Annotated in this window: 14 protein-coding genes and 1 other annotated feature (1 of these 15 running past the window's edge); of the genes, 7 read left to right on the top strand and 7 right to left on the bottom strand. The window is 50.6% G+C overall.

All coding sequences use genetic code 11. The features are described from left to right. Nucleotides 1–106 (bottom strand) — a binding site (T-box leader) (it extends 133 nt beyond the left edge of the window). A gap of 221 nt (nucleotides 107–327) precedes the next feature. After that, entirely contained in the window at nucleotides 328–537 is a 210-nt protein-coding gene (locus JOD01_RS14345; protein WP_204519002.1) for an aspartyl-phosphate phosphatase Spo0E family protein, read from the bottom strand. A gap of 551 nt (nucleotides 538–1088) precedes the next feature. On the opposite strand from JOD01_RS14345, the gene JOD01_RS14350 reads away from it, so the two are divergent. The 3 genes from JOD01_RS14350 (at nucleotide 1089) to JOD01_RS14360 (ending at nucleotide 3934) form a co-directional block, all read left to right on the top strand. Beyond that, complete coding sequence (locus tag JOD01_RS14350) at nucleotides 1089–2909, top strand: PAS domain-containing sensor histidine kinase (protein WP_204519003.1); 1821 nt, start codon at nucleotides 1089–1091, stop codon at nucleotides 2907–2909. 136 nt (nucleotides 2910–3045) lie between these two features. Continuing rightward, nucleotides 3046–3300 (top strand): glutaredoxin family protein, encoded by a 255-nt coding sequence (locus JOD01_RS14355; protein ID WP_204519004.1) that lies wholly within the window; start codon nucleotides 3046–3048, stop codon nucleotides 3298–3300. A 91-nt stretch (nucleotides 3301–3391) separates the two neighbouring features. Further along, nucleotides 3392–3934 carry a hypothetical protein gene (locus tag JOD01_RS14360; protein ID WP_204519005.1) on the top strand — a complete coding sequence of 181 codons (543 nt, stop codon included), beginning with the start codon at nucleotides 3392–3394 and terminating at the stop codon, nucleotides 3932–3934. Nucleotides 3935–3996: 62 nt separating this feature from the next. Here JOD01_RS14360 and JOD01_RS14365 read toward each other — a convergent pair whose 3' ends face one another. The 5 genes from JOD01_RS14365 to JOD01_RS14385 form a co-directional block, all read right to left on the bottom strand. After that, entirely contained in the window at nucleotides 3997–4944 is a 948-nt protein-coding gene (locus JOD01_RS14365) for an aldo/keto reductase family protein (protein ID WP_204519006.1), read from the bottom strand. A gap of 113 nt (nucleotides 4945–5057) precedes the next feature. Then, nucleotides 5058–6371 (bottom strand): YheC/YheD family endospore coat-associated protein, encoded by a 1314-nt coding sequence (locus JOD01_RS14370; protein WP_204519007.1) that lies wholly within the window; start codon nucleotides 6369–6371, stop codon nucleotides 5058–5060. Nucleotides 6372–6413: 42 nt separating this feature from the next. Beyond that, a complete protein-coding gene (locus tag JOD01_RS14375; RefSeq protein WP_204519008.1) occupies nucleotides 6414–7790 on the bottom strand; it encodes a YheC/YheD family endospore coat-associated protein in 1377 nt (458 codons plus the stop codon). Then, nucleotides 7778–8881 (bottom strand): YheC/YheD family endospore coat-associated protein, encoded by a 1104-nt coding sequence (locus JOD01_RS14380; RefSeq protein ID WP_239565464.1) that lies wholly within the window; start codon nucleotides 8879–8881, stop codon nucleotides 7778–7780. Before JOD01_RS14380 ends, JOD01_RS14375 begins: the two co-directional genes overlap by 13 nt. 5 nt (nucleotides 8882–8886) lie before the next feature. Further along, nucleotides 8887–10317, bottom strand: a complete 1431-nt coding sequence (locus tag JOD01_RS14385; RefSeq protein WP_204519009.1) for a YheC/YheD family endospore coat-associated protein — start codon at nucleotides 10315–10317, stop codon at nucleotides 8887–8889. Between the two features lie 85 nt (nucleotides 10318–10402). On the opposite strand from JOD01_RS14385, the gene JOD01_RS14390 reads away from it, so the two are divergent. Both JOD01_RS14390 and JOD01_RS14395 read left to right on the top strand, forming a co-directional pair. Further along, on the top strand, nucleotides 10403–11560 hold the full coding sequence (locus tag JOD01_RS14390; RefSeq protein WP_204519010.1) for a DUF445 family protein: 1158 nt from the start codon (nucleotides 10403–10405) through the stop codon (nucleotides 11558–11560). Between the two features lie 272 nt (nucleotides 11561–11832). Then, nucleotides 11833–13143 (top strand): DRTGG domain-containing protein, encoded by a 1311-nt coding sequence (locus tag JOD01_RS14395; protein ID WP_204519011.1) that lies wholly within the window; start codon nucleotides 11833–11835, stop codon nucleotides 13141–13143. 227 nt (nucleotides 13144–13370) lie between these two features. Here the strand turns inward: JOD01_RS14395 and JOD01_RS14400 are convergent, their stop codons facing one another. Beyond that, on the bottom strand, nucleotides 13371–13682 hold the full coding sequence (locus JOD01_RS14400) for a YtpI family protein (protein ID WP_204519012.1): 312 nt from the start codon (nucleotides 13680–13682) through the stop codon (nucleotides 13371–13373). Between the two features lie 148 nt (nucleotides 13683–13830). Here JOD01_RS14400 and JOD01_RS14405 point away from each other — a divergent pair, with 148 nt between their 5' ends. Both JOD01_RS14405 and ystJ read left to right on the top strand, forming a co-directional pair. Beyond that, nucleotides 13831–17289 carry a DNA polymerase III subunit alpha gene (locus tag JOD01_RS14405; RefSeq protein ID WP_204519022.1) on the top strand — a complete coding sequence of 1153 codons (3459 nt, stop codon included), beginning with the start codon at nucleotides 13831–13833 and terminating at the stop codon, nucleotides 17287–17289. Nucleotides 17290–17420: 131 nt separating this feature from the next. Beyond that, on the top strand, nucleotides 17421–18659 hold the full coding sequence (gene ystJ / locus JOD01_RS14410; protein WP_204519013.1) for an NADP-dependent malic enzyme: 1239 nt from the start codon (nucleotides 17421–17423) through the stop codon (nucleotides 18657–18659). Nucleotides 18660–18837: the final 178 nt, after the last annotated feature.

An 18837-nucleotide genomic window follows, 5' to 3' on the forward strand; every position in this document is an offset into this window, starting at 1 on the left:
TTGGTGCTCGGAAGCCCATTCAACATGGAGTCAACGCTGATTCGCAGCGACCATCAGCTCTCTGCAGATTCCTCCGATGTTTACTCTTCTTCTTCATCGCAACAACAGATGGATTACTTTCCAATTATGATATACGGAATGGCTGCGGAATTCAAGCCTTCACCGGCCTGACAGCTACCTCAATTTTAAGCAGGTAATACTCTCCGACAAATTCCAGTTCGTTCAGGAAAAATCAAGAAAGCAGGAGGGAACCTCCCGCTCGCAATCGATCAAGCAAACAGATCGTATATTGCATTGTTTGTCTACTGTTGTCAAAGGATAAGACGGTTATGAATAATCGGGGACACGCTTGCGGCGAATGGCTGCCAAATTTCTGCTTTGCACTTCCACGATATATCGATCCAATTTCTGACTAATTTCTACAAGAGTTTGATCGGATAAATTTTTCTTGCCCAGCGATGCTTGGACCAGTTGATAACGCAACTCCTCAATTTTGTTGAATAAAGCTTGGTCATTGCTTGTTTCTTGTTCTCTCATTGCTTCCTTTATCATATCAGATCGCCCGTTTTAAAGAACTTCGAACAGACTTGCAAACCTCCTGTGCTGAACGTATTTGTGCTATGTAAAATAGTAGTGCTTGTATCAGAAAAATTTCCAAATGAAGAGTTGTTGAAACATCTGGCAGCATTCGATGTTTTTCTTCAATAATCTACAAAGAAATGAATTTTAGTTAATTTGTATATTTTTGATATATATAAAAACAAGATACGACAAGTTGAATAATAATTTATTGAAAACTATCGACGTGATTGTATAATAATGGTATCAACAGCTTTTTCTTACAAATGAATGTTGGAAGATGCGATGGGAATCAAGCTCTTTGTCTTGGGTCCGAGGTTTAAGGGAATTTTTCGTTTCTGATTAACCGGATTACCAGAAAATTTCGAGAGACCGATGGTTTTCCCATTGTGGAAGACCATTTTTCTTTTACCTAAGATCTACAGGTAGAAGGGCAGGGGGAAAAGGTGAATCTATGTGAATCACAGGCACTACAAAAGCACAGCCTTGAGATTCTATGGAAGGAGCAGTTGGCAAGCAAACAACTTTATCGTTCGCTGTTCGAAAATAATCCTGATGCCGTGTATGCATTGGATCTCGAAGGTAACCTTTTAAGTGGAAATTCGGTTTGTGAGAAGATTTGCGGGTATACGCTGCAAGAATTGCGCAAGCGAACGGTGCTGCGCTCCCTTTTGACAGAAGAGGACGTCGAGCGAACCGTTTCTCAATTCAGAAAATCAGCCAAAGGGGAACTGTTGGAAAACTGGATAACGATTCGGCATAAGAGCGGTTACCTGCTCAAACTGTTCAACAAAACCTTTCCGATCGTCGTGGATGATCAGATTGTCGGTGTTTACGGGATTGCCCGTGATGTGACGCCCAATTACATCAAAAAGGAACGGCTGCGGGAAAGTGAAGAACGGTACCGATTGCTTGCGGAAAATTCCTTTGACATCATCTCCAAGGTATCGCTGAATGGAAAAATCAGCTATGTTACGCCATCTTGCCTGCTGCAAACGGGCTACGCGCCGGAGAATTTGATTGACCATTTTCTGTATGAGTTTATCCATCCTGAAGATCTGGATGTATTGTTCAAGCTTGATCCAAGCCGCATTCTTCGAGATGAAGTGTTCCTATTGACATATCGATTCCGTATTAAAGATGGTACATACAAATGGTTTGAAACGTCTTGCAAACTTGTAGACAATTCAGCGGCGGAAAGTGCACAGCAATTTATTATGGTTTCTCGCGATATTACGGAGCGGCGAAACGCGGAAGAGAAATTGCGGCAAAATGAAGAGCGCTACCGCAATCTGGTAGAAAACTCGCCTGACCCCGTTATCATTTTTCTGCGGGATCGATTGGTCTTTTCCAATCAGGCGGGCATTAAATTGCTGGGGGCGGAAAACCTCAGCGAATTGTTGGGCAAATCGCTTTGCGACTTTATGGACAGTTCCAGCCATGAACGCATCCGCGAGATGTTTAAGGAATTGCAGCAAGGGCGGGAAATGGAACTGATCGAGCAAAAGCTCGTCTCGCTCGACGGCAGAGTGATTGATGTGGAACTGAAGGGCATTTCGACCTTTTACTATGGAGAGCCAGCCGTACATTTGCTCGTCAGAGATATAAGTGAACGGAAAAAGACCCAGGAATTACTGCAAAATTCGGAAAAACTGACGCTTGTTGGCCAACTGGCTGCCGGAATTGCTCATGAAATTCGCAATCCGCTGACCGCCTTGAAAGGTTTTTTGCAGCTCATGCAAAAAAATGAGCAGCATAAGCAGGAATACTACTCCATTATGTCTTCCGAATTGACCCGGATTGAAATGATTGTCAGCGAACTGCTGGTGTTGGCCAAGCCGCAAACGAGATATTTCCAACTGCGCGATGTTGCGCCCTTGATCAGGCAGGTTGTCACATTGTTGGATACGGAAGCGATTATGAAAAAAGTGCAGATTGTGACCAAATTTGAACAATCGCTCCCGATGATTCGCTGTGATGAAAATCAACTCAAGCAGGCGTTTATCAATTTTTTGAAAAACGGGATCGAGTCCATGCCGAACGGCGGCGAAATGATCATTGAAGTAAGGAAGTCGGCCGATGAAGTGGAAATCTGCTTTATCGACCAAGGATGCGGCATTCCCGCTGAGATGATTTCCCGTCTGGGCGAACCGTTTTTTACGACAAAAGAGTCCGGCACAGGACTCGGCATGATGGTCAGCAACAAAATCATTCAAAACCATCAAGGCACTATTCAATTTATAAGCAAATACGGTGAAGGAACAACGGTAATTGTCGCATTGCCTGCATGTTATCAGCCGGAAGAACCGGATCAGGAGCTGCGCAATTAGTTGATTTGATACAAGTGCTCGATATACAGCGTCTGGGCGAGCGCTTTTTTCTTTTTTTTACAGAATGTGTCTAATTGCCGAGCTGCCGCTGATAAACATAAGGAAACGGTGCCATTGGCGGAAGGGGGGAATCAGGATGACGCAAGCGATTGTCTATGTGGCGGATCATTGCCAATACTGCCAACAAACGGTCGCCTTACTGACTGCACAGAACGTTTCGTTTGAGGAACGCAACATCGATCAAAATGAGACTTATCGGGAACAGTTGGCCCAATATGGAACCATGTCCGTCCCGCTGACATTGATTGAAGGAAAACCGGTGTTTGGTTATGACCCGGTTCGCATGGAAAAATTGCTCGCCGATCTCAAGGGGGAGGGGCAACAAGCATGAAACCCGCTGTTCGACAGTGGGTTTTTTTGTGGAATCTGCTATACTACTAAGTAAAAATGTACGATGGCTACATGGAATGGAGGAGCCTGACGTGAGAGATGTCCCCAACCGGTACCGTCAATTGCCGCCGCGTACCCCGGAGATGCTATTCAATATTATCAAAAAATTTTATCGCGGTGCTCGTAACCACGTTGACTTTGTGCAAGCAAAAAAACAGGATGTTTTGCGGGCCTATGAGCAATACCAGCAAACAGGTGAGAGCGAGTTGCTGCATAAGGAACTGGTTACATTATTTCTGGAATTTCATTTTTATACGACTTGCTGGCTGCAAATAGACCTAGCCCTGTACCGGTTAGCCAGGATGGAACAAACGCGGCCATTTGAGCGCCTTGCGCAAACCTACGGCCCGATTATCGAAAAACATGTGAAGGTAAGGCATCAGCTGGAACAGACGGAACGTTGCGTGCAAGCGCAATGGGCGCACTTTGGGCCGGACCTGCGCTGCGTTCCGGAAGACCGCTATTGGTTTGACGATTTGTACTTCACTGTCGACCAGGAAAGTGTCAATCAGCTTAACCAACTGTTTGCAGAAGCGCAAACGCTGCAAAAAGAATTGAGTTTCAGCGAGAAATAGGAAGAAGCGAAAAACCCGCTAAGTCAATGCAGAGCATTGCCCAGCGGGTTTTTGTCATTCCATTAGCCGAGGATTTGTTCGATTTTGGCCAGGACGTCCGCCGACAGGGTAATTCCGGAGGCGGTTACATTTCGTTCGATTTGTTCGGGGCGGGTGGCTCCGACAAGAGCACTCGATACTCCCGGTTGCCGCAAAATCCAGGCGAGGCTGAGCTGTACAAGCGTCAACCCGGCTTCTTGCGCCACTTTCTCCAATTGCTCTACCTTCAACAAATTTTCCTCGCTCAGGTAGTTTTTCATCGAAGTGCTGAGAGACGAATCATCGCCGCGGCTGCCAGCCGGTGCCGCCTGTCCGGGACGATATTTGCCGGTCAATACGCCTTGAGCGAGCGGCGAGAAAACTACTTGACCGATGCCATTCGCTTCGCAAAGCGGCAGCACTTCTTTTTCGATGTAACGGTTCAGCATGTTGTAAACCGGTTGGTTGACCACAATCCGGTCCAGCAAGTATTTGTCGGCCGTGCCCAAAGCTTGCTGAATTTGCGCCGCGGTCCATTCGCTTACACCGGCGTACAAAATTTTTCCTTGGCGAATCAGATCATCGATCGTGCGCAATGTTTCTTCTACCGGAGTTTCCGGATCGAAGCGGTGACAGTAGTAAAGATCTATGTAATCGACATTCAACCGTTTCAGGCTGGCATGCGCCTGTTCAAATACGTGTTTGCGCGACAATCCCCGGTCGTTGGGGCCGTCGCCCATTGGCCAAAACACTTTCGTGGCCAGCACGTATGATTCGCGAGGCAATGAAGCCAGCGCTTCCCCGACGACGATTTCCGCCTCGCCGCGCGCATATACATTGGCTGTGTCAAAGAAGTTGACCCCCAGCTCATAGGCGCGGTGAATCGTTTGTCTGGTTGTTTCCTTATCTACCGATTTGCCGAACGTCAACCAACTTCCCAAGCTGATTTCGCTTACTTTCAGGCCGGTTTTCCCCAGTCTGCGGTATTCCATTTTCCTGTTCCTCCTTCGCCATGCTTGTGTTTTTCGCGTCATCTTGATTGTAGCATAAAAAGGAAAAAGAACTGAGCCTTATGTCAAGGTCAGTTCTTTTTGGAGATGGTCGGCTATCCGGTTTCTTCCTGGAGCTCAACCGGCGCCATGCGGGAGACGTGTTGCGCATAGTGGATCAGATTGGACAGAGAAGAGCGCCGGATGGCCGGTTCATCAAATTTTTCCGGTTTGGCGTTCGCTTCAAAAAACCAGAGTTGACCATCGCGTGTCAAGCCAAGGTCCATGGACATTTCGGCCAGGCTGGGAATTTGCTCGTTCAACGCGTTGGCGATTTCCAGAGCCGTTTGGTGAATTTGCCGCAGCAATTGTTCTTTTTCGCTTCCAAACAGCGTCCGCAGCACTTTTGTCGTTGACTGCATCGAACCGCCGCGAGGCACATGGGTTGTAATGCTGCGGGCGCCGGCGCGGCGGATGCCTACGCCGGTGACTCCCCATTCGCCTGCACCATTCTTTTGCACGAGCACGCGGATGTCAAACGGTCTGCCGCGATACTTGGCAAGCGTAATCCCTTCCTGAATCAAATACTGCTTGGAACGGATCTGCTGCTTGATGTATCGCCATACCGTCCGCAAATTGAAAAAGTACCGTGTGACCGATTCCTGTTGATGGACCTGCCGCAAGCGCCAGCGTTTTTGAAACCGGTCAAGCCGCATGATCCCTTCGCCGGCTTTGCCCAACACCGGTTTCAGATAAACCGAAGCATGACGGCTGCAAAAAGCCTCGAAATTTTCGTAGCTGTCCAAACTCTTTGTCTCCGGCAAAAATTTGGCCACATGGGGCGCCTTCACTAGAATTTGGAATAATTGCAGTTTGTTGAAAAAGCGCAAATTAAACAAAGTGACATGCTGCAGTTTGGCAATCTGCTCCAACGTTTTATTGACTTCCGGCTTTTGTTCCCATTTTCGGCTGGGAATGCGGTTATACACCACCTGCGGGAAAGGCAGTGTCGCTTCAATCCACAGCCGTTGTTTTTCATCGTACAAGAAGCCTCGTACTTGTTTTTCCTCCCAATCGATTCCATTGGGGGTAAACACGTAGACGAGCGCTCCCAGCTTGCTGCCGTACTGGATGATGTCGCGGAAATTTTCGCGGTTTCCATAAAAGGATGAGCCTTCTCCTACCGTGAGGATTCCCATCAGCGGCCCGATTCTCAAATGTCCATTCCACATCTTCAAGCGTACTTTGGTGCGGATTCGTCCGGGCTGAATCTGCGGCAAACCCAATATAACCGTTTTGCGTTTGCTCAAGCTGCCCACACTTGCCTTCAACTTTTTTCCGGTGCCAAAGCGGGAGATCAACCGCTGGTCGTGCAAATACCATTTTCCGTTGGGGAAGATTGTCAGTAAGACGGAGCGCGGTTGGGACATGGAGTTCCTCCTTTCTTGACTGGCGAAATGAGTACATCTTTTTTAAAAATTGGCCAAATAACAGCTGTAATCGACAATCAAACTGCGGGAAACCTCGTCAGCCTGTTTAAGGCGGGCATGCTTGAAGATCGAACGGCCTGGCTTGGAATTGGCTTCAAACATCCAGACGTGCCCGTGGCGATCAATTCCCATGTCCAACCCCAGTTCCCCCAAATAGACGCCCTGTGCCTGCTCGATTGCGGTCGCCAAGCGGATCGCCGCCTCTGCCATTCGCTCCTGGACGATCACGTGCTGCTTGCCAAACAAATAGGCCAGCAAGTCTTCACCGGGAATGACCGTCCCCCCTGTGCGCACGTGCGTGGTCACACTTCCCGATCCGGCAATTTTGGCTGCCATGCAGGAAATGACCCAGTTATTTTGTTGGTTCTTATGCAAGTGAACGCGGAAATCAAACGGACGATTGCGGAAGGTTGCGAGCGAAATCCCTTGTTGGGCCAAATAGGAGCTAACCCGGCGGGAGCGGAAAATATGGCGGTACAGAAGTTCCAGTTTGGTGAAAGTTCGTTTGACGTTGCCGCTGCCATTGTGATAATTCACTTCGTAGCCTTTCCCCGGATGATAAACGACTTTCACGATTCCGTAGCCGAGACTGCCGTCAATCGGCTTGAGGTAGATCATGTGATATTTGCGAAGCAGCAGGCGAACGGTACGCAATGAGGGCGCGTGATACGTTTCCGGAATATACTCGTTTACCTCCGGGTTGGGATAGAGCAATTGATGGACGCCCCATTTGTCGAAAAAACCGTGATTAAACATCGGCAAGTTCATATGTTTGGCCCAGCGCAATTTAAATTGCCGGACGCTTTCCTGCCGTTCAGCGGCACGGGAGGGAACCCGGTCATAGACGACGTCAGGCAGCGCTGTGGTAATTTTTTTCCAAGCGTAATTCCCTTTCTTGTCGGGACGCAAAAACCATCCCTTTACTTTGCGCTGCTCCCAATCGACGTCCGCCGGGTTGAAAATATAATAAAAAACGCCTTTGCCTTCCTGGGCCAGCAACAGTTTTTGAAAAAAGGAACTTCGCTGGCCAATCGGTTGACGTGCATTGTCGCGCAGTCCGGTTGTGACGATGCCGATTGCCGGCCCGATGCGAAGCAATTCGCCTTCCCGCTTCAGATGAATCAAACCGGGATGAGGGATGCCCAGGCTGCTTTTGAGCGCACTGGTCACCTTGACGATATCGCTTTGTGGATTTCGCTTGTCTTGAAAGACCGTTGCCACGACCTCTCTTTTTCCCAATGACAAGGTCACTTTTTGCCGAGGTCGCAGCTGTAGTTTCTGGCAAAGATGCAGCGGCAGGATAATTCCGGTTACGTGAGGATAATTCAGAAAGCGGAGCCGCACTGTTAAAGATTCCATGCTTGGTAACCTCCTACATGCTCTTTCATGAGATAGTGGGCATAACTTACCGGTTGTGTTAAAGAGCGGAGCCGGGCTTTTTGATCATTGATCTGGCGGAAGACCGTTCTGCCCGGTTTGCTGTTCACTTCGATAATCCAGACCTGCCCGTCTGTGTCGATCCCAATATCGATTCCCAACTCCACGAGCCTTCCGTGGTATTCTTCCAAAAAGGGAGGAAGCTGTTCGATAATTTGGTCGAGCTCTTCCTCGATCGCTTGCTGTTGTTCCTCCGTATAATATTCAGCCAAAAAATCGGAGAGCGGCAGGGCGCGGCCTCCGCCATGCAAATTGGACGTGATGCTGGTTTTGTCACCGGCACGGACTGCCTTTCCGGTCGTTTGCCACTGACCAATGCCGTTTTTCTGGACAAGAACGCGAACATCAAACGGTGTGCCGTCAGGCGTATGCAAATGCAAATAAGGTTGGAGGAGAAATTTGCGGCCTGCTGTGAAGTTTTTCAGGAAAAGCTGCATTCCCCGGCTCGTTTTGAATATTTTTTGCATGGGCTGGTTTTGCCGATCGCGTCCGCTCACTTCGTATTTGTTTTCGCTTTTGGCGATGCGGATGACCGATCGTCCGTGCGTGCCTGCCATCGGTTTGATCACGGCCGCATCGTATCGTTCCAGCATGTCGCGGAGTCGGACGAATGAAAAAGGATGCGTTTCCGGCAGCCATTTTTCCAACTCGGGCGATTGGGACAAAATTTTGTAAACTTGCCATTTTCCCGACAAGCCCCGCCCGAGAAAAGTGATCTCCGGGTCGTTTTGCAACTTCTCAATAAATGGTTTATATTGTCGATAGTGCGGACCGATAAAGACCCTGTCATAGATCACCTGCGGCAGGGGGAAAGTTTTCCGCTGCCAAATGCCTTGCCTGTAGGCGAAGCCGGTGACCTGTCTCGCTTCAAAGTCGACATGGCGCGGCGAAAAGACAAAGACGCGAATGCCCAGCTTTCGTCCAATCAGGGTAAGCTTTTTGTAATAAGCCTTTTCCAAAAAATGGGGTCCATTGCAGATCGCCATGATCCCCAATGTTTTCGTTCCAGCCATAAGCGTCACCTTCGTTTTAGATTGGTGGTTCGTTTCTCCGTACTTCTTCTGCCCGATTTGAGCGGAAACCCGCACAAGTATGCGGCATAATCCAGTGTACGAAAGACGGAGGGGCGAGGACGTCTGGGTGCTTCAACGGTATCGACGGTCATTTGAACAGCGCTGATCGATTTTGAAGGTTTGCTGTTTACTTCCAATAGCCAAATTCGCCCGTATATGTCGACACCGAGGTCAATGCCAAATTCGGCGTAATGACCTTCCAGTGACGATTCCAGGGAACGGGCAATTTGCAGGGCAACTTTTTTAAGCGTCTGGGTATCCGGGCGGTTCATCGTCTGCCAAGGGCCGCACAAACGCAACGCTTGCAGGGCAGGCAGCATCGAACCGCCGCGGGCGATGTTGGAGACGACACTGTTTTGTCCAAGACGAGCAATCAAGGAAGTAACCGCCCATTCCCCTCGTCTGTTTCTTTGCACCAGGACACGGAAATCAACCGGTTTGCGACGAAACCCGATCAATCGCAATCCTTGTTGAAGAAGATAAACTTTGCCCTTCTTGCGCTGAACCAGGTACTGATGCAGGTTATCCAGTTTCTTGAAGTTTTTCGTGACGCTTCCTTGATCGGTAGCCTTGGTCAGCGAGTACCCGCCTGCCGTTCGCTGAATGCGAAAAATGCCCCGGCCCATGCTGCCGGACGTTGGCTTGGCATAAACCAGGCGATGCTGTGTCAACATATCAGCCAAATCTTTTGCCGTTTGGTAAATGATCGTTTTGGGCAAGTAATCAGATGCCCTGGCGTCATGCTCCAATGCTTTATGGACATTCCATTTGTTCAAAAACTGCTCATTAAAGAAAGGAATCCGGAATTCCTTGCAACGCTGGATCCATGCACCTACCTGGTCCGTCCGTTCAGCCCGTCTGGAGGTAAGGCGGTTATAGATGCATTGAGGCAGCGGCAAGGTCGTCATGCGCCATGTGCCGTCTAGTTGTACCAACCCTCGCAGGGTTTGCTTCTCCCAATCTACGTGTTCAGTACAGAAGGCACAGGCAACCATCCCCCGTTTGCGGCAAATTTCCGCAATTTCGTTTAAAAAGGGGGTAAATGGACCGAACGGAGCGTCCTGATTGTGCGGTTGAATGCTGGAAAGCAGGATCCCGATCAGCGGTCCAAAGACGAGGCGATGCTGATCAGCCGCATAGCGCAATTGCAACGAATTTCCCAGCGGCAGATGCAAGGAGCGCACCAGTCTGGAGTTGGCGCGTATGGACTGCATCGCCTTCGTTTCTTTTACATCAGCTTTGATGACTTTATTGCCGAACTGGACAGATATCGCGGCAGGCAATTGCCACTTACGAATCAGATTACGGGGAAGATAAAGATCAGCTTCAGCCTGGTCAACTTTGATCGCTTGTATCATCGCTCGTACATAAGACATGGCTATCCCCTTCCGTCGGCGTAAGGTTAGTCTATCTTATGAGGGCGCAAGAAAATTGGTTACTTTGCGGAGTAAGGGGGCGCATATGAATAGTTGGTTGCTGTTGGTTGTCAATGTCGTCATCGGTTCGCTGATCGGCGGCTTGACGAATGAATTGGCAATACGCATGTTGTTTCGTCCATACAAGGCGATTTATTTGGGCAAATGGAGAGTCCCGTTTACCCCTGGGCTGCTGCCGCGGCGCAGAGAGGAAATCAGCGTGCAAATGGGCAGACTGGTGGAAACGCATCTGCTGACCACCGAAGGGATCAAGCGGGCAATTGCCGAGGGGAACTTCGAACAAAGCCTGGCCGCATGGATGAACGGCCAAGTCGACAAATGGGCGGAAAGTCCGCGAACCATTCGCAGCCTTGTGCAGCAGTGGTGGCCGGAAATTTTGACGGAGGACGAACAGTGGCATCCGGCGATTCGTCAGCCTTTGCAACGACGATGGAACGAACTTGCCGACAGCTGGTTGCGCCAGTTTGCCGGGAAGCCGTTGCGGGACGTTTTGCCGCCAGACCTGCAGACGAGGCTGGACGAGCTGCTCGATAATCTGGGACAGCAATTGTTAATGCGGTTGCGTCATTATTTGCAAACCCCGGAAGGGCAGCGGACCGTTCAGGAATTGGTTCGCAGCATGCTGAGCGGCGGCGGAGGAATGCTGGGCGGTTTGGTCGGAATGTTTCTGGGCGAGGACAAAATCAGTGCCAAGCTGCTGCCCTATCTGGATGAAACGTTGCGGAACCAAGCGCTGGCTGGACGAGTCTCTGCCTTTTTGAAGCTGGAAGCACAGCGGCTGTTGGACAAACCAACCGATGAAATCTTGCAATCGATCGGTGCGGAACAGCTCACCCGTTGGCAGGAACAGCTTTTTGTCAAACTGGAACAACAAAGCGTCGCCTTAACCGAAAGAACCGTGGGTGAGCTGCTTTCCCCGGTTCGGCAACAGCTGAACGAGCGGTTGATACCGCAATTGGCCGCTTGGGCGATCGGCACCGTTCAGCAAAATCTCGAGCCGTTGTTCCAGCGATTATCCATTAAAGAAATTGTCATGCGCCAGGTCGAACAGTTTCCGCTGGAACGCTTGGAAGAGATGATTTTGGGCATTTCCGGCAAAGAGTTCCGAATGATCACGGTGCTCGGATTTTTGTTGGGAGGTCTGATCGGTATCGTGCAAGGGTTGTTGTTGCTGCTTGTGTAAAGAACAGCGGAGCATTTTTAAAAGTTTTTCACAGAAATGCAACTAAACTGTAACTCGTTTGTAATATTGCTGTAATATTTCCGGGGTATAGTAAAGACACGATGAAAACCCCCTTAATGTTATATACTTTTAAAGTGTGGCTGCTGAAAGCTGCACTTTTTTTTTGCCTTGGCAACCCGTATAATTTTAGCGAAGGAGAGCCGTCTCTCTTTGCGAAACGGGGAACGAGCCTGCAGAAAGCTTGCAGCGGGGAAGGGGAGGTGCAACGAAGAATGCCGACGAAACATGAACAAATATTGCAGTATATCGACCACCTTCCGATCGGAACTAAAATTTCTGTTCGGCAGATCGCCAAAGACCTGGATGTCAGCGAAGGAACAGCTTACCGAGCGATCAAGGAAGCGGAAGTGCAGGGCTATGTCAGCACGATCGAGCGGGTCGGGACTGTTCGCATCGAGAAAAAGCAGAAAGAAAACATAGAGCGCCTGACATTCGCCGAAGTGGTCAATATTGTCGATGGCCATGTGCTTGGCGGAAGGGAAGGCTTGCATAAAACGTTAAGCAAATTTGTGATCGGAGCGATGAAGCTCGAGGCGATGATGAGGTATATTGACGCCGGCAGTCTGTTGATCGTCGGGAACCGGGATCAAGCTCACAAGCTGTCGCTGCAGCATGGAGCAGCCGTGCTGATCACCGGAGGATTTGACACCAGCGATGAGGTAAAGCAGCTGGCTGACAAACTTGCCTTGCCGATCATCTCTTCCAGCTACGATACTTTTACGGTTGCCTCGATGATTAACCGGGCGATCTATGACCGCTTGATCAAAAAAGAGATCATGATGGTCGAGGATATTTTGAAACCATTGTCCGAAACAGCCGTCCTGCATCCATCCGATACGGTCGCCACTTGGCATGAATATACAAACCGCTACGGTGAAACCCGCTTCGCGGTGGCGGATGATCAAATGCGGGTGGTAGGGATTGTCACTTCCAAGGATATTATTGGGCATGGGCCGCAGGTGACCATCGACAAGGTGATGTCGCGCAATCCGATTGTGACATCTTCACGCGTCTCTGTGGCCTCTTCGGCACACTTGATGGTATGGGAAGGAATTGAATTGCTGCCGGTTGTCGACCATCACAAGAAGCTGGTCGGGGTGCTCAGCCGCCAGGATGTCATCAAGGCATTGCAGTATATCCAGAAGCAGCCGCAAACCGGAGAAACTTTTCCCAATCTGATCATGAGCAACTTCCGGGAGATGAAGGAAGGGGAACAGACCGTGTATATCGGCGAGGTGACGCCGCAAATGACCAACCACCTGGGTACGATCGCCAGCGGAATCATCACGACCGTCATGGTCGAAGCGGCCTGCAACGTGCTTAGGGAGCATCGCCGGGGCGACATGGTCCCCGAAAATGTCACCGTCTATTTTTTAAAACCGGTGCAGATGGAAAGCGAGATTGTCGTTCGACCGAAATTGCTTGATATCAGCCGGCGTTTTGGCAAAGTGGAAGTCGCCGTGTACCATGAGGAACAATTGGTTGGTCAGGCGATGATTACTGCACAGATTATCGAACGCTAACAACCCGCATGCCTTTTTGGAGGCTTGCGGGTTGTTTGCCTTGATACGAACTCAATCCGCCGGAGTTGCGGGCGCCATCGTGGACTTGCAATAAAAAAAGGCGACCGTTGGGGATACGGTCGCCAGAAGCGTTTACTTATCACAGTGAAAAGTATAGAACAAACGGTGCTGAACCGCTAGCTGAAAACTTTTGGATAATCCGTTTTTTCCGCGGCAGCGGCCATGTTTCAGCTCTCGTTTTTTGCGGCGTTTTGCCACTGCTGTCTGTAACGGAAAAAGTTGCGCAGACCAAAAATCAAGTTGACGGCCCCGACAAACAGCAGCACGATCCCAACGGCGATTCGCAGGGAACTCAAATCAGCGAACGTAAATTGATTGATGCCGAACAGCAAAACAAGAACGCCAAGCGAGACATTCATTTTGCCCAAAATCATTCGCGATTGCAGCGGATGCAGCCCCCGCTGTCTGGCGGTAGTACTGTAGTAAACGCTGGCAATCAAAGAGGCGATCATGCCGGTCATATAAACTGCAAACCACATTCCGTTTCTTCCTTTCCTCTCAATCTGCTTCTACTGCTCTCATCCTACTAGATGATGGAAGTGCGGTCAAATAGAGCGATTGTATGTTCGCAAGGTCCCTTCCTGGGGTATAATGAAAAAAGCAGAATGCGGAAAATTCGTTGCGGAAATGAGGAGAGGAAATGTGAATGGTTCTTTTGTCCATTTGCACACTCATACAGAATACAGCCTGCTTGACGGAGCGGCGCGGATCGAGGCGCTGGTGCGCAAAACGGCGGAATTGGGCATGCCTGCGCTGGCGATAACCGATCACGTCAATCTGTACGGTGCCGTACCGTTTTACAAGGCTTGCCGGGCCGCGGGTGTCAAACCGATTTTAGGAATGGAAGCGTACATTTTAACCGAAGGCAATCTGCAAGACCGGATACGCAATGCTCCGGCGCCGGCGCATTTGATCTTGCTGGCAGAAAACGAATCGGGGTATCGGAACCTGTTGAAATTAAGTTCGATTGCCCATCTGGAAGGGCATTATCTTTTGCCCCGTTTGACCAAGGAGATTTTGCGCAAGCACAGTGCGGGGCTGATCGCATTGAGCGGCTGTCTGCAGGGGGAAGTGGCCCGCAGCTTGTTGGCGGGGGAAACGGAGCAAGCGAGACTGGCGGCACTGGAATATCGCGAAATTTTTGGCGACGATCGCTTTTATCTGGAATTGCAGGACCACGGGCTGGAGCGGGAACGGCGGTTAAATCAACGTTTGGTTGAACTGCACCGCGAGACGGGAATCCCGTTGGTGGCGACCAATAACGTTCATTACGTGGAACAGAGCGAAGCCAGGCTGCAAGATTTGTTGCTGGCCATCGGCGAGGGAAAAACGCTCGAAGAAGCGGAGCGCTTTCGCTATGAGACGGATCAGTATTATCTCAAATCTCCGGAAGAGATGGCGAAGCTGTTTGCCTATGCGCCGGAAGCGCTCGCCAATACGCTGCGGATTGCGGAACGCTGCACGGTTGAGCTCGCTTTTGGGCAGCATATCCTGCCGTATTTTCCGATTCAGACCGGGGAAACCCCCGATGAGATGCTGAAGCGGCTTTGTCTGGAAGGCTGCCGGGAGCGGTACGGCGAAATTGGGCCGGACATCAGCCAAAGACTGGAACATGAATTAAACATTATTACCCGTACCGGGTTTACCGATTATTTTTTGATCGTCTGGGACTTTATGCGCTACGCCCATGAGCACGGAATTCCGACCGGACCGGGGCGGGGCTCGGCTGCCGGCAGCCTCGTCGCATATGCCTTGAAAATTACCAATGTCGACCCGCTCAAGTACAACCTGTTGTTTGAGCGCTTTCTCAATCCGGAGCGGGTGACGATGCCGGACATCGATATCGATTTTTCCATCGAGCGCCGCGACGAAGTGATTCATTATGTCGCCAACAAATACGGTTACGACCGGGTGGCGCAAATCATTACCTTTGGTACGATGGCGGCGCGGGCTGCTGTCCGCGATGTCGGACGCGCGATGGGGCTTTCGCTGGGGCTGATTGACCGGGTAGCCAAGCAAATTCCGCAATCTGGCAGCATGACGATTGAAAAAGCGCTGCAGGTCAATCCGGAGTTGGCGCGGCTGGCGGAGGAAAACAAGCAGGTTGCGCAGCTGCTCGAATTGTCGCAAGGGTTGGAAGGTTTGCCGCGCCACGCTTCGACGCACGCCGCAGGTGTAGTGATTTCGCGCGAGCCGCTCACCGATTATGTTCCGCTGCAAAGCGGCAGCGAAGGGCTGGCCTTGACCCAGTATCCGATGGAGGTGCTGGAAGAGATCGGGCTTTTGAAAATGGATTTCCTCGGGTTGCGCAACCTGACGATTATTCAGGAGACGCTTCGCTTGCTTCAGCAGGAAGGAGTGCAGCTTGACCTGAACCGATTGCCGCCGGCTGATGAGAAAACTTTCCGCATGCTGAGCCGCGGAGAAACAACCGGACTGTTCCAACTGGAATCTGCGGGCATGCGCAGCGTTTTGCGCGAGTTAAAGCCGACCGGCATTGATGACATCGTCGCTGTCCTGGCTCTGTATCGTCCAGGGCCGATGGAGATCATTCCGGAATATATCGATGCCAAACATGGACGAAAAAAGGTGGCCTATGCCCATCCCGATCTGGAGCCAATTTTGCGGGAGACCCACGGCTTTATGATTTATCAGGAGCAAATTATGCAAATCTCCTCCAAAATGGCCGGCTTCAGTCTGGGCGAGGCCGATATTTTGCGGCGGGCGGTGGGCAAGAAAAAGCGGGAATTGCTGGCCGAGCAGCGGGATAAATTCGTCGCCGGCAGCATCCGTCAGGGATACGATGAGCGGCTTGCCCACGAGATTTACGACTTGATCGTCCGCTTTGCGGATTACGGGTTTAACAAGGCCCATTCGGTGGCCTATGCGATCATCGCTTATCAGATGGCGTATTTAAAAGCGAACTATCCGTTGCCGTTTATGGCCGCGCTGCTTTCCTTGTCGATCGGCAGCCAGGCCAAAATTGCCGAGTATGTAGAGGAAGCGCGACGGCTGCACGTTACTGTCCTGCCTCCGGATGTCAATGAAAGCGAAGCGTTTTTTGCGGTGAAAGCGGGAGCGATCCGCTTTGGTCTGGCGGCGGTCAAAAACGTCGGCTACGGCGCAATCGATTCCATCGTCAAGGAACGGAGCGGAAAACCGTACCGCGATCTGTTTGACTTTTGCAGCAGGGTGGACAGCCGGCTCGTTAACAGACGAGTGATCGAGTCATTAATCATGTGCGGAGCGCTGGACAGTCTGCCCGGACATCGGACGCAACTGCTGATGATGCTCGATGAAGCGATGGGGCGGCAAATCTCGCGTCAGGAAAAAAACGGACAGGCACAGCTTGACTTGTTTGCCATGGCGGCGGGTCAGGGTCAGCAAGAGCCAATGCGCGATCCCGCCACCTATCCGGAAGTTCCGCCGCTTAGTCAAATGCAGCAATTGAAAGAAGAGCGCGATCTGCTCGGCGTTTATTTGTCCGGCCATCCGCTTGATCAATATGCCTTTGTCAGCAACCGCCCTGAAGTTCAGTCCATCGCCGCCTTGCCGGAACTTTCAGCGGATCAGACGGTCAAGATTGCGGGAATGGTCGTGGAGGAAAAGCGCATTCAAACCAAAAAAGGGGCGCCGATGGCATTTGTAACACTGGAGGATAAAACCGCACAAGTCGAGGTGGTCGTCTTTCCGCAAGTGTATGCCAAAGCCCAAGAGCTGTTCCAACGAGAATGTTTGCTGGTGCTGGAAGGAAGACTGGACTTTCAGGAGGATCAGGTCAAGCTGCTCGCCTCCCGTGTCTGGGATCTGACCGCCTTGCCCCAGCCGGCCACTGAACCCGTACTGTTTGTGAAAATTTCGCCACAGCAGGAACAAGATTCTACCTTGAACGAACTGCATCAACTGTTCCAGCACAAACGCGGCTCAACGGCCGTGGTGCTTTACTACGAAAGCAGGAAACAGTCCCTGCGGTTGCCGGATGCCAATCGGGTGCAGGTGGACGCCCTATTTATGCAACGGGCGAAAGAAATCGTCGGAGAAAACAGCGTCATTCAAAAGGAAATGCCAATCAATTGGGGGAGATGAGACAATCTCCCTCTTTTTGTCATTCTCAAAGGTTTACAGATTAGCTTGTTTTGTTATAATGAGAACATAACAATTTAGGTGGTCAGACCACTTAACAGAAAAAACTTCGGGTGTGAAATGGAGTGAATATTGTGTCGAATTTAAGGGAAGAAGCACTGGAACTACATAGAAAAAATCAGGGGAAATTGTCTGCTGTCACCAAGGTTCCTGTTCGAAATGCATACGATTTAAGCCTCGCATACTCACCTGGAGTTGCTGAGCCTTGCAAGGAAATTTTTGATGATAAGACGAGAGTGTATGAGTACACGATGAAGGGCAATCTTGTCGCTGTAGTCAGCGATGGGACCGCTGTACTTGGTTTGGGCAATATCGGACCGGAAGCGGCCATGCCTGTAATGGAAGGAAAAGCGGTGTTGTTCAAGACTTTTGCGGGAGTAGACGCTTTTCCCATCTGCTTGGGAACAAACGATGTAGATAAAATTGTGGAAACTGTCAAATTGTTGGAACCGACGTTCGGCGGTGTGAATTTGGAAGATATCGCTGCGCCTGCATGTTTCGAAATTGAAGAGCGATTGAAAAAGGAAACAAATATTCCGGTTTTCCATGACGATCAACATGGTACGGCAATTGTAACAGCTGCCGGTTTGATCAATGCGCTGCGCGTCGTTGACAAAAAACTGGAAGACATTCGCGTGGTTGTAAACGGGGCCGGCGCAGCCGGTATCGCCATTATTAAGCTGCTGCTCAGCATGGGCGTCAAAGAAGTGATTATGTGCGACACCAAAGGGATCGTCTATGAAGGCCGTCCGTTTGGCATGAATCCAATCAAGGAACAGGTTGCCAAAGTCACCAACCGCGCTCGTTTGGAAGGGACATTGGCGGATGCGATCAAAGGAGCAGACGTCTTTATCGGCGTTTCTGTAGCAGGTGCGGTTACTCCGGAGATGGTGCAATCGATGAACAAAGATGCGATCATTTTTGCGATGGCCAACCCGATTCCGGAAATTATGCCGGAGGATGCGAAAAAAGCGGGGGCAGCTGTCATTGGAACAGGCCGTTCCGATTTCCCGAACCAAGTGAACAACGTGCTGGCGTTCCCTGGGATCTTCCGCGGAGCTCTTGACACTTATGCAACAAACATCAATGAAGAGATGAAACTGGCGGCCGTCTATGCGATTGCCGATCTGGTAGCAGCGGAAGAATTAAGTGCTGACAAGGTAATTCCGGCTCCGTTTGATCCGCGGGTTGCCGCACACGTCGCGGCAGCGGTAGCGAAAGCGGCTATGGAAAGCGGAGTGGCTCGCCGAACTGTTGATCCGGAAGAAGTAAAGGAAAGAACGTTCCAGCTTTCGGCAATTTCCAACTCCTAATCGGCTCTCATCCGGGCACTGCAGATCTGGCTTGGCAAGGGAGCGAATGCGAGGCAGGAGCGCCAGCGGGAAGCACCCTTTCAGGGCACTGCAGATCTGGCTTGGCAAGGGAGCGAATGCGAGGCAGGAGCGCCAGCGGGAAGCACCCTTTCAGGGCACTGCAGATCTGGCTTGGCAA

The organism is Brevibacillus fulvus (assembly GCF_016908525.1).
GTDB classification, from domain to species: Bacteria; Bacillota; Bacilli; order Brevibacillales; family Brevibacillaceae; genus Brevibacillus_G; species Brevibacillus_G fulvus.

What these genes read in the sequence shown, in the direction of transcription:
- JOD01_RS14345 (WP_204519002.1), bottom strand. Translation starts at nt 537, where the DNA reads ATGAGAGAACAAGAAACAAGCAATGACCAAGCTTTATTCAACAAAATT.
- JOD01_RS14355 (WP_204519004.1), top strand. Translation starts at nt 3,046, where the DNA reads ATGACGCAAGCGATTGTCTATGTGGCGGATCATTGCCAATACTGCCAA.
- JOD01_RS14365 (WP_204519006.1), bottom strand. Translation starts at nt 4,944, where the DNA reads ATGGAATACCGCAGACTGGGGAAAACCGGCCTGAAAGTAAGCGAAATC.
- JOD01_RS14370 (WP_204519007.1), bottom strand. Translation starts at nt 6,371, where the DNA reads ATGTCCCAACCGCGCTCCGTCTTACTGACAATCTTCCCCAACGGAAAA.
- JOD01_RS14375 (WP_204519008.1), bottom strand. Translation starts at nt 7,790, where the DNA reads ATGGAATCTTTAACAGTGCGGCTCCGCTTTCTGAATTATCCTCACGTA.
- JOD01_RS14380 (WP_239565464.1), bottom strand. Translation starts at nt 8,881, where the DNA reads ATGGCTGGAACGAAAACATTGGGGATCATGGCGATCTGCAATGGACCC.
- JOD01_RS14385 (WP_204519009.1), bottom strand. Translation starts at nt 10,317, where the DNA reads ATGTCTTATGTACGAGCGATGATACAAGCGATCAAAGTTGACCAGGCT.
- JOD01_RS14390 (WP_204519010.1), top strand. Translation starts at nt 10,403, where the DNA reads ATGAATAGTTGGTTGCTGTTGGTTGTCAATGTCGTCATCGGTTCGCTG.
- JOD01_RS14395 (WP_204519011.1), top strand. Translation starts at nt 11,833, where the DNA reads ATGCCGACGAAACATGAACAAATATTGCAGTATATCGACCACCTTCCG.
- JOD01_RS14400 (WP_204519012.1), bottom strand. Translation starts at nt 13,682, where the DNA reads ATGTGGTTTGCAGTTTATATGACCGGCATGATCGCCTCTTTGATTGCC.
- JOD01_RS14405 (WP_204519022.1), top strand. Translation starts at nt 13,831, where the DNA reads ATGAGGAGAGGAAATGTGAATGGTTCTTTTGTCCATTTGCACACTCAT.